Genomic DNA, 17,768 nt, shown 5'->3' with positions numbered 1-17,768 from the left:
AGGGCGGCCTCCACGAGGTGGGTGAGGTCGATCGAGACGATGCGCGGCTCGGCCACGGCTCAGCCCGCCGGGGTGGGGGTCGGAGACGGACTCGGCACGACGTCGGACGGCCGCGGGGCCGGGGATTCCGTGCCGGGCGTCGCGGGGCTCGTCGCCCCGGGCGAAGGTTCGGGTATCGCGATCATCCGAGCGGGAGCTCGCAGGAACGGCGGCTTCGCATCCACGTAGTCCCCGATGGTGTCAGCGGCGCCCGAGGGATCGTACTGCGCGACATGCAGCGGATAGATGTTCCAGATCGGGCGGCCCTGGCTGTCGCGGAACGGCACGGTGACCATGTCGGCGGACTGCCAGGGTCCATTGACGCCGTTGCTGAGATCAGCGCTGTCGGATCCGTACAGGTTCACCGGGGTCCCCTTGTCGGTGTAGAGCTGCGCACCGGTGATGGGGTTCCCGTCCCGGTCGTAGACGAACAGGTTGCCGATCTGGGCACCGTCCAGGAGGAGGCCGCGTGGGGCCTCGTACGAGAAGTCGCGCACGCTGGTCGAGTTGACGAGGATCGTGGTGAAGTACCCGAAGAGGGCGGGCATCGCGAGGAGCGCGATGATGCTCGCGACGACCCGGATGTGCCGCAGCCAGTTCTTGGGGAGCCAGCGTCCACGTCCCCACTGCACGCTGATGAGCGCGAACAGGACGACCAGCGCCCAGGTGTACACCTGGGCTGGCATGCCGGAGTATCCGGTGAGGGTTCGGGGACCGAGGCCTGCGGGGAGGAGGACGAGCGCGGCCAGTACCAGCCCGCGCAGCACCCACCACACGGGCCGCAGCGCGATCAGCAGATCCAGCAGCCAGGCGCCGAACGCCGAGGACCGGATCCGCTCGGCCACGCGTGCTCCCGCGGCGGCGAGGCGCACGCGCCACGGCGTCTTCGTGTCCACGACCGGACCCCGTGCAGGCAGTCCCGCTGCGGCGCGCAGCTCTTCGGCGTACGCGACCGGATCGCCCAGGTCGATCGCGCCGTCGTGATCTGCGGCCTGATCGGTGAGGTCTCCCACGAGACCCTCGACGAGGTCGTCGACCTCCTCCGCGGGCAGATCGGCGAGTTCCGCGCGCACGGCATCGGCGAACGTGTGGATCCGCTCGGTGGCGGTGAGGGTCGTGTCGTTCATCGCTGAGCTCCTTCGGTGAGGATGCCGGTCGGGTTGGCGGGTGGACGGAACAGGGCGGGCGATGTCGGGGCGACCGCCGCGGTGGATCCGGGTGGGGCGGCGGTCGCGGGTGGCACGTGCGGTGCGAGCAGCCCCGACATCGCGACGGCGAACTGCGACCAGGTGGCGATCTGCTCGTCGAGCATCTGCTTGCCTTGCGTGTTGATCGCGTAGTACTTGCGGTGCGGGCCGCCGTCGGACGGCACGACGTAACTCGACAGGGCTCCGCCGGAGTAGAGCCGGCGCAGCGTGCCGTAGACGGACGCATCGCCGACGTCGCCGATGCCCGCATCGCGCAGGCGCCGCACGATGTCGTAGCCGTATCCGTCCTCATCGCGCACGACGGCGAGCACGGCCAGATCCAGCACGCCCTTGAGCAACTGTGTCGTGTCCATTCGGCCTCCTCATCGGGGTCGGGAACTGCATTGCTCCGCACACTACCACGCGACGCACAGTAGTGCCGAGCGCGGCACAGTCACCCGGTGGATCCGGCCGCCGTACACTGGACCCACTCCGTCGCCGACGATCGGAGACCCTGTGTCCTCTGGCTGGCAGTCCTCCCGCGAGCCGGCGCCCGCGCGCCTGCTCATCGAACGCGCCCACGAGGAGCTCGTCGCGGGCAACATCGACGACGGGCGGCTGCAGAGCGTGCGCGCACTCGTGCGCGAGTCGTGGGAGCGCTCGTGGCGGCAGCGGGTCGGGGCCGAAGGCCTCCCGCCGGTCGACTTCACTGCGGACGCCCTCGACGCCTACCGGCTCGCGCACCCCCTCGCGGGCGCCATGGACACGATCCGCGCGCTGCTGCTGCCCGGATCCGCGGACGATTCAGGCGTCATCGTGGCGGTCGGCGACCATGCAGGGCGCCTGCTGTGGGTCGAGGGCGACCTGAACCAGCGGATCCTGTCCGGCGAGATGGGTTTCGTCGAGGGGGCGAACTGGTCGGAGCGGGCGGTCGGCACCTCCGCCCCCGGCACCGCGCTCGAACTCGGCGCCTCGGTGCAGATCCACGGCGCCGAGCACTACAACCGCCTGGTGCAGCCGTGGTCCTGCACCGCCGCGCCCGTGTTCGACCCGGAGGACCGCCGCATCCTCGGAGTGATCGACGTCACCGGCGGACCCGAAGCTGCGAGCCCGCAGGCCCGCATGCTGGTCGACGCCACCGCCCGCGCCGTCGAGGCCGAGCTGCTCGTGGCGCGACTGCGGGCCCGAGCTGCTCCCGCGGCTCCCGCCGCTCCGGCGCCGCGACGGCGACCGGTGCCCGAGCGCGCCGCGCTGCGGGTGCTGGGTCGTGATCGCGCCCGGCTCGAGGTGTTCAGCACCGACGGCGAGCGGTCGGTCGAGCTCAGCGCGCGGCACGCCGAGATCTTGCTGCTGCTCGCCGTGCACCGGCAGGGGCTGTCCGCCGAGCGTCTCTCCGAGTTCGTCTACGGAGAGGGGTCCTCGGCCGACACGCTGCGGCCGGAGATGGTGCGCCTGCGCAAAGCTCTGGAGCGGATCTGGCCCGCGCTCGTGCCGGAGTCGCGTCCCTACCGGCTGACGGTGCCGCTGGAGACCGACGCGCAGGACGTGCTGTCGCTGCTCGACCGCGGCGCGCACCGTGTCGCCCTGAGCGCCTACCGCGGTCCGGTGCTGCCGGACTCGACCTCCCCGGGCGTGGAGGAGTACCGCGAGAGCCTGCGCTCGACCCTGCGCGAGGCGATGCGCACCGAGGCCAGCGTGGACGTGCTGCTGTCGTACGCGGAGATCCCCGAGGGATCCGAGGATGCCGAGATCCTGCGCCTCTGTCTGGAGCTCCTGCCGGCGCGCTCGCCGAGGCGGGCCGGCCTGGTCAGCCGCATCGAACGGCTCGAGCAGGACTGACCCTTCGCCTCGCGTCCTCGGCGCGAGGACGTGCAACTCGATGCAACGTGACGCATCCGCGTGCAACGTGCGCGCGCCTACCGTCGAGGCACACATCAACCCGCGCGGCATCGGAGCCGCGGTACGTCGAAGGAGACGCGATGACGATCATCGAGGAGAGCGTGTCGACCGCCTATGCGGCACCCGGGCAGCCGGGCGCGCTCGCGAACTACCGCCCGCGCTACGGGCACTACATCGGCGGCGAGTTCGTCGAGCCCGTCAAGGGCCAGTACTTCGAGAACATCAGCCCGGTCAACGGCAAGCCCTTCACTGAGGTCGGCCGCGGCACCAGCGAGGACATCGACCGCGCTGTCGACGTCGCATGGAAGGCGTTCGCGAGCTGGGGCAAGACCAGTCCCGCCGAGCGCGCGAACGTCCTGAACCGGATCGCGGACCGCATCGAACAGCACCTCGAGGCCATCGCGATCGCGGAGACGTGGGAGAACGGCAAGCCGATCCGGGAGACGCTCGCGGCAGACATCCCCCTCGCCGTCGATCACTTCCGCTACTTCGCCGGCGTACTGCGCGCGCAGGAGGGCGGGATCAGCCAGCTCGACGAGAACACCGTCGCGTACCACTTCCATGAGCCGCTCGGCGTGGTCGGACAGATCATCCCCTGGAACTTCCCGCTGCTCATGGCCACCTGGAAGCTCGCGCCCGCGCTCGCCGCAGGAAACTGCGTCGTCATCAAGCCCGCCGAGCAGACCCCCGCATCGATCCTGTTCCTGTTCGAGATCATCGGCGATCTGCTGCCGGCCGGCGTCGTGAACATCGTCAACGGCTTCGGCATCGAGGCGGGCGCGCCGTTGGCTCAGCACAAGCGGATCCGCAAGGTCGCGTTCACCGGCGAGACCACGACCGGGCGTCTGATCATGCAGTACGCGTCGCAGAACCTCATCCCGGTCACGCTGGAGCTCGGGGGCAAGAGCCCCAACGTCTTCTTCGAGGATGTCGCGAGCTCCACGGCCGATCCGTACTACGACAAGGCGCTCGAGGGCTTCACGATGTTCGCGCTCAACCAGGGCGAGGTCTGCACGTGCCCGTCGCGCGCGCTCATCCAGCGCTCGATCTACGACGGCTTCCTCGCCGACGGACTCGAGCGCGTGAAGAAGGTCGTGCAGGGAAACCCCCTGGATCTCACCACGATGATCGGCGCGCAGGCGTCGAACGACCAGCTGGAGAAGATCCTCAGCTACATCGACATCGGCACGCAGGGCGGGGCGAGGCTCCTCACGGGCGGGGAACGCGTCGATCTCGGCGGTGACCTCAGCGAGGGCTACTACGTCGCGCCGACCGTGTTCGAGGGCACCAACGACATGCGGATCTTCCAGGAGGAGATCTTCGGTCCGGTGCTGTCGGTGACGAGCTTCTCCGACTTCGACGATGCGATCTCGATCGCGAACGACACCCTCTACGGCCTCGGCGCCGGCGTGTGGAGCCGCAGCGGCGACACCGCCTACCGGGCCGGTCGGGCGATCGAGGCCGGCCGCGTCTGGACCAACACCTACCACCAGTACCCGGCGCACGCCGCGTTCGGCGGGTACAAGCAGTCCGGCGTCGGCCGGGAGAACCACAAGATGATGCTCGATCACTACCAGCAGACGAAGAACCTCCTCGTCTCCTACGCCGAGGGCCCGATGGGCTTCTTCTGATCCGGATCCTTCCCCAGGACGGGCAGGAGCTCCCTTCGTGGGGCTCCTGCCCGGCATCACGAGAGGAGCGGGCGATGCCCGAGTTCCACCGGGTGGCTGTCTCAGCCGAGGCGGCGGCGCTGCTGCGCGAGCTGACTGCGCAGCACGGCCCCCTGATGTTCCACCAGTCCGGAGGCTGCTGTGACGGCTCCGCACCCATGTGCTATCCGGTCGGGATGTTCCTGACCGGATCCGGCGACGTGCTGCTCGGTGATCTCGACGTCGGCGTCGAGGAGTCCGTGCCCGTCTACATGTCCGCGTCGCAGTTCGAGTACTGGAAGTACACGCACCTCACGATCGACGTCGTGGACGGACGTGGATCCGGCTTCAGCGTCGAGTCGCCCACGGGCAAGCGGTTCCTGACGCGTTCGCGGATGCTCGATCAGGCCGAGCTGGAGCACTTCGCTCTGACCTGACCGAGCGCCCGGCCGAATTCAGCGGGTCCGGTCGATCTGCATCGCCAGCAGCGTGATGAGCTCGTAGACCACGTGGCTCGCGGCGATGCCGGTCATCTGCGCGTGGTCGTAGGCGGGGGAGACCTCGACGACGTCCGCGCCCACGATGTTCGTGTCGCGCAGGCTGCGCAGGATCCGCAGCAGCTCGCGGCTGGTCAGCCCTCCGGCCTCGGGCGTGCCGGTGCCGGGTGCGTGCGCCGGGTCGAGCACGTCGATGTCGATCGAGACGTACAGCGGCGCATCCCCGATACGGGTCAGGATCCGCTCGATCGCCGCTTCGACGCCGTGCTCCTCGATCGCCTCGCTGGTGACGATGGAGAAGCCGAGGCGTGCGTCATCCTCGAGGTCGCTCTTGTCATAGAGAGGCCCGCGGGTGCCGACGTGGCAGCTGGCCGTCATGTCGATGAGACCCTCCTCGCTCGCACGGCGGAACGGGGTGCCGTGGGTGATCGGGGCGCCGAAGTACGTGTCCCAGGTGTCGAGGTGCGCGTCGAAGTGGAGCACGGCGACCGGGCCGTGCTTGCGGGCGACAGAGCGCAGCAGCGGCAGTGCGAGGGTGTGGTCGCCGCCGATGGTGACCAGGCGCGATGCGCGCTCGCCGAGGGCGGTCGCGGCGCGGTCGGTCTCCTCGACCGCCGCCGTGATGTCGAACGGATTGAGCGCGATGTCGCCGGCATCGACGACCTGTGCGCGGGCGAACGGCGAGAAGTCCTGGGCGGGGTTGTAGGGGCGCAGCAGTCGCGACGACTCGCGCACGTGCGAGGGGCCGAACCTGGTCCCGGGCCGATAGCTCACGCCCGAATCGAACGGGGCGCCGACCACGGCGATGTCGGCGTGGTCGACCTCCTCCAGCCGCGGCAGGCGGGCGAAGGTCGCGAAGCCCGCATAGCGGGGGGTTACGGAGGCGTCGACGGGGCCGATCGGAGTGGTCATGGTCAGTCCTTCTGTTCAGCGGGGGAGGGATGCGGGGCGGGTTGCACGACGTGCACGAGCCGCACGCCGCCGCCGGCGATGGCCGCGCGGATCGCCGGCGCCAGGTCCTGGGGTGCGCCGACCCGCTCGCCGTGCGCGCCGAAGGCACGGGCCAGGAGAGGCCAGTCGGGCTGCACCAGGTCGACGCCGATCGCGGCCATCCCACGATCGAGCTCGTTCTGTCGGATCTCGGCGTAGCCGCCGTTGTCGACGCAGACGATGGTCAGGTCGAGGCGCTGCTCGACGGCCGTCGCGATCTCGTTCACCGCGAACATGAGCGCGCCGTCGCCCACGACCGCCACGACGGGCCGATCCGGCTGAGCGACGCGGGCGCCGATCGCGGCGGGGAGGCCGTAGCCGAGCGTCGCATAGGTGGGCGTGTACAGCAGCGCGTGCGGGCCGGAACGACGGAGCACGTTCGCCAGTGCGAGATAGATGATCTGGGACGAGTCGCCCGCCACGATCGCGTCGTCGGGCAGCGCCGCGGCGATCTCCTCGGCCAGCGCGACGGTCGCCGGAGCGGTCTCTCGGATCTCCCGGAGCATCCCGGCGCGGACGTCGTCCAGCGCGGGTGTGCGGGGCGTGAGAGGCGGGAGGGCATCCAGGATCCGTTCGAGCACGGCGTGCGCGTCGCCGCGGATGCCGACCGTCGGCACCAAGTTCTTCGCGAGCTGCGCGGCGGAGATGTCCACGCGCACCACGGCACCGCGCGCCTCGAGCCGCGGCGCCCAGAGCTCGGCCTCGCCGAGCTTGGATCCCACGACGAGCAGCACATCGGCGTCCTCGGCGACGGTGCGGGCGCTCGCGAGGCGCAGGTTCGCTCCGAGGGCGAGCGGGTGGTGCTCGTCGATTGCGCCCTTGCCGTTGAGCGTGGTCAGGACCGGGGCGCCGAGCCGTTCTGCAACAGCGGTGAGGATCTCACCGGCGCGCGCCGCACCACCGCCCGCGACGATCACAGGCCGCTCCGCCGCAGCGAGCAGGGCGACGGCCTCGGCGACCGCGACCGTGTCGCCGCTCTCCGCCCGAGGGAGCGGGCGGGGGAGGCGATCCGACGCGGGGACCTCGGCCGGCGCCTCGAGCACGTCCAGCGGCACCTCGATGTGCACGGGGCGCGGACGCCCGGTGCGGAACAGTGCGAACGCATCGTGCACGGCGGCGACCGCCTCCGCGGCCGAGCCGACGCGGCGCGACCACTCGGCGATCGCGCCGACCATCGCGGATGCGTCCTTCGTCTCGTGAAGGGTGCCCACGTCGGCGAACTCGGCACCGCGGGCGACCCCGGGGGAGAGCACGATCAGCGGACGCGACTCGCAGAAGGCGGTGCCGACGGCGCTCATCGCGTTCTGCAGTCCGGGACCGGAGGTGGTGATCACGACGCCGGGGAGCCCGGTCTGCTGCGCCCAGCCATCGGCGCCGTACCCGGATCCCTGCTCGTGCCGGTTCGTCACGACCCGGAAGCCCAGGTCGGCGAGAGGGCGGTAGAACTCCAGGTTGTGCGTGCCGGGGATCCCGAACACGGCCGTCACTCCGTAGCCGCGGATCGTCTCCAGGACGGCGCGACCGGCGGTGTCGGCGTAGGGGTCGGTCTCTGTCGTCATCTGTTCGTTCCCCTCAGGCCGCGCGGTGCCGCGGCTCGCCGTCGACCCACGTTTCGAGCACCCGGATCCGGCCGATCCGTTCGGGATCCGCCTCGAGCACATCCTCGTCCAGCACGACGAAGTCGGCGAGCTTGCCGACTTCAAGGCTGCCCAGGTCGTCCTCGCGGCCGAGGGAGACGGCGCCTTCGATCGTGTGCGCGCGCAGGGCGGACAGCGCGGAGATGCGCAGGTCGTCCGGACCGAGGCGATGCCCACGACGGGTGATCCGGGTCACCGCGGCCTGGATCGCCTCGAGCGGGATCGGGTCGGCGACGGGGGCGTCGGAGGAGATCGTGACCGGAACCCCGGCGCGCTCGAACTCGCCCAGCGGGTTGAAGCGCTCACCGGGAGTCCCGATCGCCTCCTCGACGCCCTCGCCCCAGTTGTAATAGTGCTGGGGCTGATTGACGGGACGGATGCCGGAGTTCGCCATGCGCGTGATCTGCTCGGGAGTCGGCAGCCCGCAGTGCTCGATCCGGTGCCGGGCGTCGTCGTCGGGGTTCTCCGCCAGGGCTGCTTCGATCGCCGAGACGACCATCTCGATCGCCGTGGGCGATTGCGCGTGGGTCGCGGTCTGGAGGCCTGCCGCATGCGCGCGCCGGATGAGGGCGGCGTACTCGGCGGGCTCGTGATAGAGCTGCCCTGTGCGACAGGGATCGCCCACGTAGCCGTCGGGGAAGTAGGCGGTCCAGCCGCCGAGGGTCCCGTCGGCGTAGAACTTGATGCCGGCGAAGCTGAGGTGGGCATTGCCGAACTGGCCGACGAGGCCCATCTCCAGCGCCTCGTCGAGCAGGTGCGAGAGCAGGTACATCGAGACGCGCAGCGGCAGCCGCCCGGCCTGCGCCAGCCGCAGGTACATGTCGAACTCGCGGCGGCTCACCTGCGCATCTCCGATCGCGGTCACGCCGCCCGCGAGGAACCTGGCGGTCGCCACGTCGAGCTGACGCAGGTGCTCCTCCGGCTCGTCCGCGAGGTGGAAGTTCGGGCCGTGATGGCCGACCTTCACGCCGTGCACGCCCGTGAGGATGTTGCACGCCGCGTCGGACAACTCGCCGGTGAGCTCGCCGTCGGCGTCGCGGAAGAACTCGCCGCCCGCGGGGTTCGGCGTCTCGGGGCCGATCCCACTGCTCTCGAGGGTGTACGAGTTCACCACGCCCCCGTGTCCGGAGGCGTTCATGAGGTAGACCTCGCGATCGGTCGCGACCTGGTCGAGCTCGAAGCGGGTGGGGTGTCGCTGCTCGGCGAGGTTGCGGTGCTCGTAGCCGTAGCCGCGCACCGGTCGCCCTGCCGGGAGTGCGGCCGCCGCCTCCTGCAGGAGGGCGACGATCTCGGGGATGCTCCCGGCCTTCTCCGGCCCGCAGTCCACCCAGGTCATCATCTGGCCGTACATGAGCGGATGCGCGTGCGCGTCGATGAAGCCCGGGACCACCGTCGCGTCGCCGAGGTCGACCCGCTCCGGCGCCAGTCCCGCGGCCGCGGCGGCCGCTTCGCACTCGACCGCCGAGCCTGTCGCGAGGATCCGGCCTCGGTCGAGGAGCATCGCCGACGCGGTCGTGGCGGAGGGGTCGAGCAGATGGATCGCGCGGGCGGTGACGAGCCGGGGGGTCGTCTGGCGGGACTGGTCGAAGGGGACGAGCTTTCTCATGGCAGCCTGTTCGCGGTGGTGTCGGTGCGGGCGGTGAAGGACGACGTGACGGGGGCCTCGTCGGAGTGCTGGGGCGCGAGCCGGGTGCAGATCGCGGCGAGCACGGCCATGCCGATGAACATCCCGATGACCGACCAGATGCTGCCCGTCCACGCGACCAGCTGGGTCGCGAACCAGGGGGAGAAGCCAGCCCAGACGGCGGCGCCCACACCGTAGGAGAGGGCGATCGAGGTGTAGCGGGCCTGCGGGCGGAACATCTGCGCGAGGATCGCGGCGATCGGCGCGTAGGTCGCGCTCATCGCAATGCGCACGAGCGACGCCAGGAGGAAGATGAGCGGCTCGACACGGCCGGGCATGAGCAGGAGGAACGGCGCGAATGTCAGCACGGAGGTCAGCAGGCCGATGTACATCACGTTCTTGCGGCCCCACTTGTCGCCGAGCCATGCCACCGGGAGCGTCACCACGAACTCCACGAAGGAGGCGATGGTCATCGCGTCGAGGATCACCTGCTCGCTGATCGAGATCGGCGCGCCTGTCGCGTAGGCGGTCGCGAAGGTCGTGGCCAGGTAGTACCCGCCTGTCGAGATCGGGAGGATGCCGATGCCGAGCAGGATCGGACGCCAGTTGGCGCGAAGCGCGAAGGCCAGCGGCATCGACTGCTTGCGGCCCTCGATCTTCTCCTCGAAGACCGGCGACTCCTCGACGCGGAAGCGCACCCAGAAGCCGACCGCGATGAGCACGATCGAGAGCAGGAACGGGATCCGCCAGCCGCCGTCGCGGATGAAGCCCTCGCCGCCGCGCGACATGATCGCGAAGATGCCCGAGGCGAGCAGCGCGCCGGCCGGGTTGCCGAGCTGCGTGAAGCCGCCGTAGAACGTCTTCGACTTCTCCGGCGCGTGCTCGACGCTCATGAGCACGGCGCCACCCCACTCGCCGCCGACGGCCAGGCCCTGAAGCGCGCGCAGCAGGATCAGCAGGATCGGGGCGAGGATGCCCACGTTCTCATAGGTGGGCAGGCATCCCACGAGCACCGTCGAGGCGCCCATCAGCAACAGCGTGATGACGAGCGAGACCCGGCGGCCGAGCTTGTCACCGATGTGGCCGAAGAGGATGCCGCCGATGGGGCGGACGAGGAAGGCCACGGCGAAGGTGGCGAAGGCGGCCGACGTCTCGGCGAGCGGATCCTTGCTCGGGAAGAAGAGCGGGCCGAACACGAGGGCGGCTGCAGTGGCGTAGACGTAGAAGTCGTACCACTCGATCGTGGTGCCGACGAAGGCCGCGAGCCCGGCGCGCCGGGCCTTTGCGTGGGTGGAGGTCATGCCCGCTCCTTTGCGGTGTCAGGGATGCGAAGGATGCTAGGACGACGGGCGGTCGGTCGCAACGTCAATTGTCCAGCGTGAACGGTCATGAACTGGAGTATTGTTCGGTCTCATCGCCATTCAGATCCCATTTCCTCATCGAGATGGAATCTCCAAAGCATTTCTGACGACAACGGAATCCAAACGAGGAAAGTCGGGAGATCCAGGTGGCCGCTGCTGATTTCGATGCCGAGCTCATCCGCGCGCTCCGTGAGGACGGGAGAGCCAGCATCCGCGCGCTGGCCGCCGAACTCGGTCAGACGAGGGTCGCGGTCGCATCGAGACTGCGCCTGCTGCTCGAGGACCGCACCATCCGGATCATCGGCGCGGTCGACCCCTCCTTCCTGGGGCAGCACGTGATCGCGCATGTGTCGATCCGCACCACCGGGGCCATCGCGGGTGTCGCCGCCACTCTGCAGGATCTGGAGGAGACCGTGTTCGTCTCGGCCGTCGCCGGGGTGCACGACCTCGTGACCGAGGTGCGATTGGGCACGATGTCCGAACTGCACGCCGTCATCGAGCGCGTGCGGGCGATCCCGCAGGTCCTCGACGTCAACACGCTCGTCTACACCTCGGTCGTGAAGGGTCCGTTCGTCTCCAGCTACCGGGGTCAGATAGCGATCGACACGATCGACGCCGCCCTGATCGAGCAGCTGCAGGCCGACGGCCGCGCCAGTTTCCGTGCGCTCGGCGAGGTCGTCCGACTCTCCCCGTCGGCGGTCGCGACCCGCGTGCAGCGCCTGCGGAAGGCCCACGTCATCCAGATCGGCGCGGTGGAGGCCCGCGGACCCGCGCACCGGCGGCAGTCGATGGGTGTCGGGGTCAGTCTTCGCGGCGATGACGATGGGGCACTGCGTCTCATCCGCTCCTGGCCCGGGGTCGACTTCGCGGCGCGGACGATCGGGCGCTTCGACGCCGTGATCACGTTCGTGGAGCCCTCGCCCGGTGCCCTTCATGAAGGCCTGGAGCGCCTGCGCTCCCTGCCGGAGGTCTCCCACACCGAGGCCTGGCTTCACCTCGCCGTGCTCAAGGAGGACTACGCGAGGCAGTTCGCGCTCGTCCCCGAGTAGGACGGGATCGCGACGATGCCGCAGCCGGATCCGTGCCGCTGCGGTGTCAGGAAGATCTCCTGGTCAGGTCACGTCTCGGCGTCGGAACTCCCGCGAATCGCCGACCCATGCCTACAATCGGGTGTCCCGTGCGCCGTGAACCCTGACGGCCATGGATGTTGCGGCCGCGCTGAAGCGCGGCCACGGAACCGATACAGAGGTGTATATGTCATTCCACAGCACTCGAGGCCGTCTCGGCCTCGCCATCGGCGCGCTCGGCGCCACGGCCCTCGTTCTCGCGGGCTGTGCGACGAGCAGCACGGGCGGCGGAGGTTCGACCGGGGGATCCTCCGGCAGCACGATCACCGTCGGCACGACCGACAAGATCACGTTCCTCGACCCGGCCGGCTCGTACGACAACGGCTCGTTCGCGGTGATGAACCAGATCTACCCGTTCCTCATGAACAGCAAGTACGGCACGGCCGAGGTCACCCCGGACATCGCCGAGTCGGCGGAGTTCACCTCGCCGACCGAGTACACGGTAAAGCTGAAGAAGGGTCTGAAGTTCGCCAACGGCGACCCGCTCACCTCGGCGTCCGTGAAGTTCTCCTTCGACCGCATGGTCAAGATCAACGACCCCAACGGCCCGGCTTCGCTGCTCGGCAACCTCGACAGCACCGCGGCGCCGGACGCGACCACGGTCGTCTTCACGCTGAAGAACGGCAACGACCAGATCTGGCCGCTCATCCTCTCCAGCCCGGCGGCTCCCATCGTCGACGAGAAGGTCTTCTCGGCCGACAAGGTCACCGATGACGACACCATCGTCAAGGGCAAGGCCTTCGCCGGTCAGTACGAGATCACCGACTACAAGAAGAACCAGCTCATCTCCTACAAGCCGTACGCCGGCTACGAGGGCGAGCTCGGCAAGGCAGCCAACAGCCAGGTCAACGTCAAGTACTTCGCGGACGCGTCGAACCTGAAGCTCGCGATCGGCAACGGCGACATCGACGTGGCCTTCCGCAGCCTGTCGGCCACCGACACCGAGGACCTGGGCAAGAACAAGAAGGTCAAGCTGGTCGAGGGCCCCGGCGGCGAGATCCGCTACATCGTCTTCAACTTCAACACGATGCCCTTCGGCGCGACGACCCCCGAGGCCGACCCGGCCAAGTCCCAGGCCGTGCGTCAGGCGGCGGCGGATCTGGTCGACCGCGCGGCGATCGCGAAGGACGTCTACAAGGACACCTACAGCCCGCTGTACTCGTTCGTCGCGGACGGCATGGCCGGCGCCACCCAGCCGCTGAAGTCGATGTACGGCGACGGCAACGGCGGACCCTCGCTCGACAAGGCGAAGAAGGTCCTGGCCGACGCGGGCGTCACCACCCCGGTCACGCTGAACCTGCAGTACAACGGCGACCACTACGGCCCGTCCTCGGGTGACGAGTACGCGGCGGTCAAGGCGCAGCTCGAGCAGGGCGGTCTGTTCACCGTCAACCTGCAGAGCACCGAGTGGACGCAGTACTCCAAGGACCGCACGGCCGACGTGTACCCGGCGTACCAGCTCGGCTGGTTCCCGGACTACTCCGACGCGGACAACTACCTGTCGCCGTTCTTCCTCACGAAGAACTTCCTCGGCAACCACTACGACAACACGGCGGTCAACGACCTCATCGTGAAGTCGCAGACCGAGACCGACAAGGACAAGCGCATGGCCGACCTCGCGCAGGTGCAGGACATGGTCGCGAAGGACCTCTCCACCCTGCCGCTGCTGCAGGGCAAGCAGGTCGCCGTCGTCGGCAAGGACGTGAACGGCACCACGCTCGACGCGTCGTTCAAGTTCCGCTACGCGCCGCTGACGAAGTAGCGCACCTTTGACGGGGCACCGCCGCACTCGCGACGGTGCCCCGTCCTCGTTCCAGGGCGCAGATCCGGTCCCCGAGCCCGTCACGGGGTCCTGATCCGCCCGATTCCGGTTCGCAGCGAAGCGACCGGATCCGCTCCACCCTCACGAAGGTTCCCCATGGCCGTTGATGTCCTCGCCGCAGATCCCGTGGCGACGCGCCCCAAGTCCTCCGGAGGGGGACTGTGGCGCTACATCCTGATCCGCCTCGTGCTGATCATCCCCACCGTCCTCATCCTGATCACCCTGGTCTTCTTCCTGATGCGGGTCACCGGCGACCCGATCACCGCGGCCCTCGGCGGCCGTCTGCCCGCCGATCAGCTCGCCCAGCGCGTGCACGAGGCCGGCTACGACCGGCCGGTCCTGATCCAGTACTTCGAGTACCTCGGCAACATCCTGCACGGCGACTTCGGGACCACCATCACCGACGGCCAGAAGGTCACCACGGTGCTGCTGACCTACGGATCCGCCACGCTCGAGCTCGCGATCTACGCGCTCATCGTCGCGTTCGCGGTGTCGATCCCGCTCGGCCTCGTCGCCGCGCACCGCCGCGACAAGTGGCAGGACGCGTCGCTGCGCATCATGGCGATCCTCGCCTACGCCACGCCCATCTTCTTCGTCGGCCTGCTGCTGAAGCTCGTCTTCTCGGTCTGGCTGGGCTGGATGCCGGTCTCCGGGCGCGCGAGCACCCAGACCGAGCTGCTGATGAGCGGGGTGAACACCCCCACCGGCATCTACCTGCTCGATGCGATCCGACTCGGCAACGGCCCCGCCATCCTCGACGTGCTGTGGCACGCGATCCTGCCGGCTCTCGCCCTCGGTCTGCTGACGGCCGGCATCTTCCTGCGGCTCATCCGCACGAACGTGATCGGCACCCTCGGCCAGCAGTACGTCACCTCCGGCCGTTCCCGCGGCGTGAGCGAGTACCGTCTGGTCACCAAGCACGCGTTCCGTCCCGCGCTGATCCCGATCATCACCGTGATGGGGTTGCAGATCGCGCTGCTGCTCGCCGGCGCCATCCTGACCGAGACGACCTTCGAGTGGAAGGGCATCGGCTTCATGCTGAGCGAGTACCTCAAGGCCCGCGACTTCGTGGCGGTGCAGGGCATCGTCGTGATGATCGCCGTGATCGTCGCCGTCACCAACTTCATCGTCGACATCGTCGCCGCCATGATCGATCCGCGGGTGAGGTACTGAGATGAACGTCGACAACACCCCCGACCCCGTGATCGACCGCGATCTGCCGACCCCGAAGACCGAGGCGCTCGCCGCGCAGGCGCCGCGCAAGCGCCGCTGGAGCGAGCGGCTCCCCGTGGTCTCGCAGCTGCGCCAGAGCGTGGGACTCCAGCGCGGCATGCTGGTCACCGGTCTCGTCATCACCGGCGTGTTCGTGCTGGTCGCGATCCTCGCGCCGGTCATCGCCCCGTACTCGTGGGCGCAGCAGTCCGTGAACGGCGTGAAGTTCGGTACGCAGCAGCCGCCGAGCGCCACCAACATCCTCGGCACCACCGTCAGCGGCTTCGACGTCTTCTCCCGCGTGATCTGGGGATCCCAGACCGCTCTGCTGGTGATCCTCGCCGCGATCGCCTGCTCGATCTTCATCGGCATCGCGCTCGGCCTGGTGTCGGGCTACTTCAGCGGCTGGCTCGACCGCACCCTCGTCGTGATCGCCGACGCGATCTACGCGTTCCCCTCGCTGCTGCTCGCCATCGTGATGTCGATCGTGATCAGCCACGGGCAGTCGAACCTGTGGTCGGGCATCATGGCCACGGCGCTGTCGATCACCGTGGTGTTCGTGCCGCAGTACTTCCGCGTGATCCGCGCCGAAGTGGTGCGTGTGCGGGCCGAGCCGTTCGTCGAGTCGGCGAAGGTCATCGGCGTGCCGACCGGACGGATCCTGACCCGGCACGTGCTGCGCAACTCCACGCGTTCGCTGCCGGTCGTGATCACCCTGAACGCCTCCGAGGCGCTGCTGACCCTCGCGGGGCTCGGCTTCCTCGGTTTCGGCATCGAAGCGACCTCGGCCGCGGAGTGGGGCTATGACCTGAACCGCGCCATCGCGGACGTCACCAGCGGCATCTGGTGGACGTCCATCTTCCCCGGCCTCGCGATCGTGCTGGTGGTGCTCGGCATCACCCTCGTCGGCGAGAGCCTGAACGACCTGAGCGATCCGCGACTGCGCACCCGTCGTCGCGCGGGAGGTGCGGCATGACCGGCACGACGATGAACACCGGCCTGCCCGATGTGGCAGAGCTCCGCGGACTCAAGGTCCGCTTCGCGACCGACGGCGAGCCCGTCGACGCGGTCAAGGGCATCGACATCCAGGCGCACGCGGGCGAGGTGCTCGCGATCGTCGGCGAATCCGGATCCGGCAAGACCGTCACCGCCAACGCGCTGCTCGGCCTGCTGCCGGAGACCGCCACCATGTCGGGTGCGGTCATCGTGCGCGGACGCGGCGGTGAGACCGACGTCGTGCACGCCTCGGCCGCGAAGCTGCGTGCGATGCGCGGGCGCGACGCGGCGATGGTGTTCCAGGAGCCGTCCACCGCGCTGAACCCCGTCTACACCGTGGGCTGGCAGATCGCGGAGGGCCTGCGCGCGCATCACGACGGCCGGCTCTCCAAGAAGGAGGCGCGGGTCAAGGCGATCGAGATCCTCCGCAAGGTCGGCATCCCGGATCCGGATCGGCGCGTGGACGAGTTCCCGCACCAGTTCTCGGGCGGGCAGAAGCAGCGCATCGTGATCGCGATGGCGCTCGTGCTGAACGCCGGGCTCATCATCGCGGACGAGCCGACGACCGCTCTCGACGTCACGGTCCAGGCCGAGATCCTCGAGCTGCTGCGCGCCTGCCGCGATGAGTTCGGCGCGACGATCGTGCTCATCACCCACAACATGGGCGTCGTCGCCGACCTCGCCGACCGCGTGGTCGTGATGCTGCGCGGCGACATCGTGGAGCAGGCCCCGGTGCGGGATCTCTTCGCGAACCCGCAACAGGACTACACCCGCGAGCTGCTCGGCGCCGTGCCGCACGTCGGCCAGGGCAAGTCGGCGCTGGAGCCGGTCGCGCTGACGAGCCCGACCCCCGCCGCAGCGGACGAGGCCCCGGACGGCAGCCTCATCGTTGCGCGGGCCTGCGAGATCGGCTATCCGGGCCGGTTCGGCCGTGGCGGCGTCGTCGCGGTGAAGGGCGTCGACTTCCATGTCGGCCCCGGCGAGGTCGTGGGCCTGGTCGGCGAGTCCGGCTCCGGCAAGACCACGATCGGCCGCGCCGTCGTCGGCCTCACCACGGTGGTCGGCGGATCGCTGCGCGTGCTGGGCCAGGAGATGAACGGCGTCAAGCAGCGTCAGTTGGCCCCGCTCCGCCCCGAGATCGGGTTCGTGTTCCAGGACCCGGCGACGAGCTTCAACCCGCTGCTCTCGATCGCCGAGTGCATCGCCGAGCCGCTCGTGGTGCACGGCAAGGCGTCGAGCGTCGCCGCCGCCCGCGCCCGCGTGGACGAGCTGCTCGACGCGGTGCGGCTGCCGACGAACTTCGGCGACCGCTTCCCGCACGAGCTGAGCGGCGGCCAGCGTCAGCGCGCCTCACTCGCCCGCGCCCTGGCCCTGGACCCGAAGCTGCTCATCGCGGACGAGCCCACCAGCGCGCTGGACGTCTCGGTGCAGGCGAAGGTGCTCGAGCTGTTCGTGCAGCTGCAGGCCGAGCTCGGCTTCGCATCACTGTTCATCAGCCACGACCTGGCCGTGATCGACGCCGTCGCCGACCGCATCATCGTGCTGCGGCAGGGGCGCATCCAGGAGCAGGGCGCGACCGCGCAGGTGCTGAACGATCCGTCGAACTCCTACACGAGGGAGCTGCTCACGGCGCTTCCGGTGCCGGATCCGGTGGAGCAGGCCGAGCGCCGAGCGCTCTGGCAGGCGGTTCGCCGGGGCGCCTGAGGCGTCGCGCAGCGGGGTCGTCGA

At 69.5% G+C, this 17,768-nt stretch carries 13 protein-coding genes and 1 pseudogene; 8 read left to right on the top strand and 6 right to left on the bottom strand.

The annotated features are described in order from the left end of the window. Positions 1-59: 59 nt before the first annotated feature. Both ACFWCK_RS15055 and ACFWCK_RS15050 read right to left on the bottom strand, forming a co-directional pair. Entirely contained in the window at positions 60-1,166 is a 1,107-nt protein-coding gene (locus tag ACFWCK_RS15055) for a hypothetical protein (protein WP_378806633.1), read from the bottom strand. A gap of 125 nt (positions 1,167-1,291) precedes the next feature. Then, a pseudogene (locus tag ACFWCK_RS15050) lies at positions 1,292-1,600 on the bottom strand (PadR family transcriptional regulator); the annotation flags it as partial. A 142-nt stretch (positions 1,601-1,742) separates the two neighbouring features. Between ACFWCK_RS15050 and ACFWCK_RS15045 the strand changes: the two are divergent. The 3 genes from ACFWCK_RS15045 to ACFWCK_RS15035 all read left to right on the top strand — a co-directional run bounded on the left by ACFWCK_RS15045 (position 1,743) and on the right by ACFWCK_RS15035 (position 5,211). Next, complete coding sequence (locus ACFWCK_RS15045) at positions 1,743-3,065, top strand: GAF domain-containing protein (RefSeq protein ID WP_378806632.1); 1,323 nt, start codon at positions 1,743-1,745, stop codon at positions 3,063-3,065. Between the two features lie 140 nt (positions 3,066-3,205). Beyond that, positions 3,206-4,756: an aldehyde dehydrogenase family protein gene (locus tag ACFWCK_RS15040; protein ID WP_378806630.1), complete on the top strand. Its 1,551-nt coding sequence runs from the start codon at positions 3,206-3,208 to the stop codon at positions 4,754-4,756. A gap of 74 nt (positions 4,757-4,830) precedes the next feature. Next, the gene (locus ACFWCK_RS15035; protein WP_378806629.1) at positions 4,831-5,211 is read left to right on the top strand and encodes a DUF779 domain-containing protein; all 381 of its coding nucleotides are present in this window, start codon (positions 4,831-4,833) and stop codon (positions 5,209-5,211) included. Between the two features lie 18 nt (positions 5,212-5,229). Here the strand turns inward: ACFWCK_RS15035 and speB are convergent, their stop codons facing one another. The 4 genes from speB to ACFWCK_RS15015 are packed head-to-tail and all read right to left on the bottom strand — an operon-like array spanning position 5,230 to position 10,823. Then, entirely contained in the window at positions 5,230-6,183 is a 954-nt protein-coding gene (gene speB / locus ACFWCK_RS15030; protein WP_378806628.1) for an agmatinase, read from the bottom strand. Between the two features lie 2 nt (positions 6,184-6,185). After that, positions 6,186-7,820, bottom strand: coding sequence for a thiamine pyrophosphate-binding protein (locus tag ACFWCK_RS15025; RefSeq protein WP_378806626.1), 1,635 nt, complete (start codon positions 7,818-7,820; stop codon positions 6,186-6,188). A gap of 13 nt (positions 7,821-7,833) precedes the next feature. Next, positions 7,834-9,504 (bottom strand): amidohydrolase, encoded by a 1,671-nt coding sequence (locus ACFWCK_RS15020; RefSeq protein ID WP_378806625.1) that lies wholly within the window; start codon positions 9,502-9,504, stop codon positions 7,834-7,836. Further along, positions 9,501-10,823: an MFS transporter gene (locus ACFWCK_RS15015; protein ID WP_233310858.1), complete on the bottom strand. Its 1,323-nt coding sequence runs from the start codon at positions 10,821-10,823 to the stop codon at positions 9,501-9,503. Before ACFWCK_RS15015 ends, ACFWCK_RS15020 begins: the two co-directional genes overlap by 4 nt. A 206-nt stretch (positions 10,824-11,029) precedes the next feature. Between ACFWCK_RS15015 and ACFWCK_RS15010 the strand changes: the two genes are divergently transcribed. The 5 genes from ACFWCK_RS15010 (at position 11,030) to ACFWCK_RS14990 (ending at position 17,744) form a co-directional block, all read left to right on the top strand. Continuing rightward, positions 11,030-11,932, top strand: coding sequence for an Lrp/AsnC family transcriptional regulator (locus tag ACFWCK_RS15010; protein ID WP_378806624.1), 903 nt, complete (start codon positions 11,030-11,032; stop codon positions 11,930-11,932). Positions 11,933-12,137: 205 nt separating this feature from the next. Beyond that, positions 12,138-13,772, top strand: coding sequence for an ABC transporter substrate-binding protein (locus ACFWCK_RS15005; protein WP_233310860.1), 1,635 nt, complete (start codon positions 12,138-12,140; stop codon positions 13,770-13,772). Between the two features lie 156 nt (positions 13,773-13,928). Beyond that, on the top strand, positions 13,929-15,005 hold the full coding sequence (locus tag ACFWCK_RS15000) for an ABC transporter permease (RefSeq protein WP_378806623.1): 1,077 nt from the start codon (positions 13,929-13,931) through the stop codon (positions 15,003-15,005). Position 15,006: 1 nt separating this feature from the next. Beyond that, a complete protein-coding gene (locus ACFWCK_RS14995; RefSeq protein ID WP_378806622.1) occupies positions 15,007-16,020 on the top strand; it encodes an ABC transporter permease in 1,014 nt (337 codons plus the stop codon). Next, the gene (locus ACFWCK_RS14990) at positions 16,017-17,744 is read left to right on the top strand and encodes a dipeptide ABC transporter ATP-binding protein (RefSeq protein WP_378806621.1); all 1,728 of its coding nucleotides are present in this window, start codon (positions 16,017-16,019) and stop codon (positions 17,742-17,744) included. Before ACFWCK_RS14995 ends, ACFWCK_RS14990 begins: the two co-directional genes overlap by 4 nt. Positions 17,745-17,768 lie beyond the last annotated feature (24 nt).

This window comes from Microbacterium sp. NPDC060117 (genome assembly GCF_042729315.1).
Classification (GTDB): Bacteria; Actinomycetota; Actinomycetes; order Actinomycetales; family Microbacteriaceae; genus Microbacterium.
This window is presented reverse-complemented; position numbering and strand designations above follow the sequence as displayed.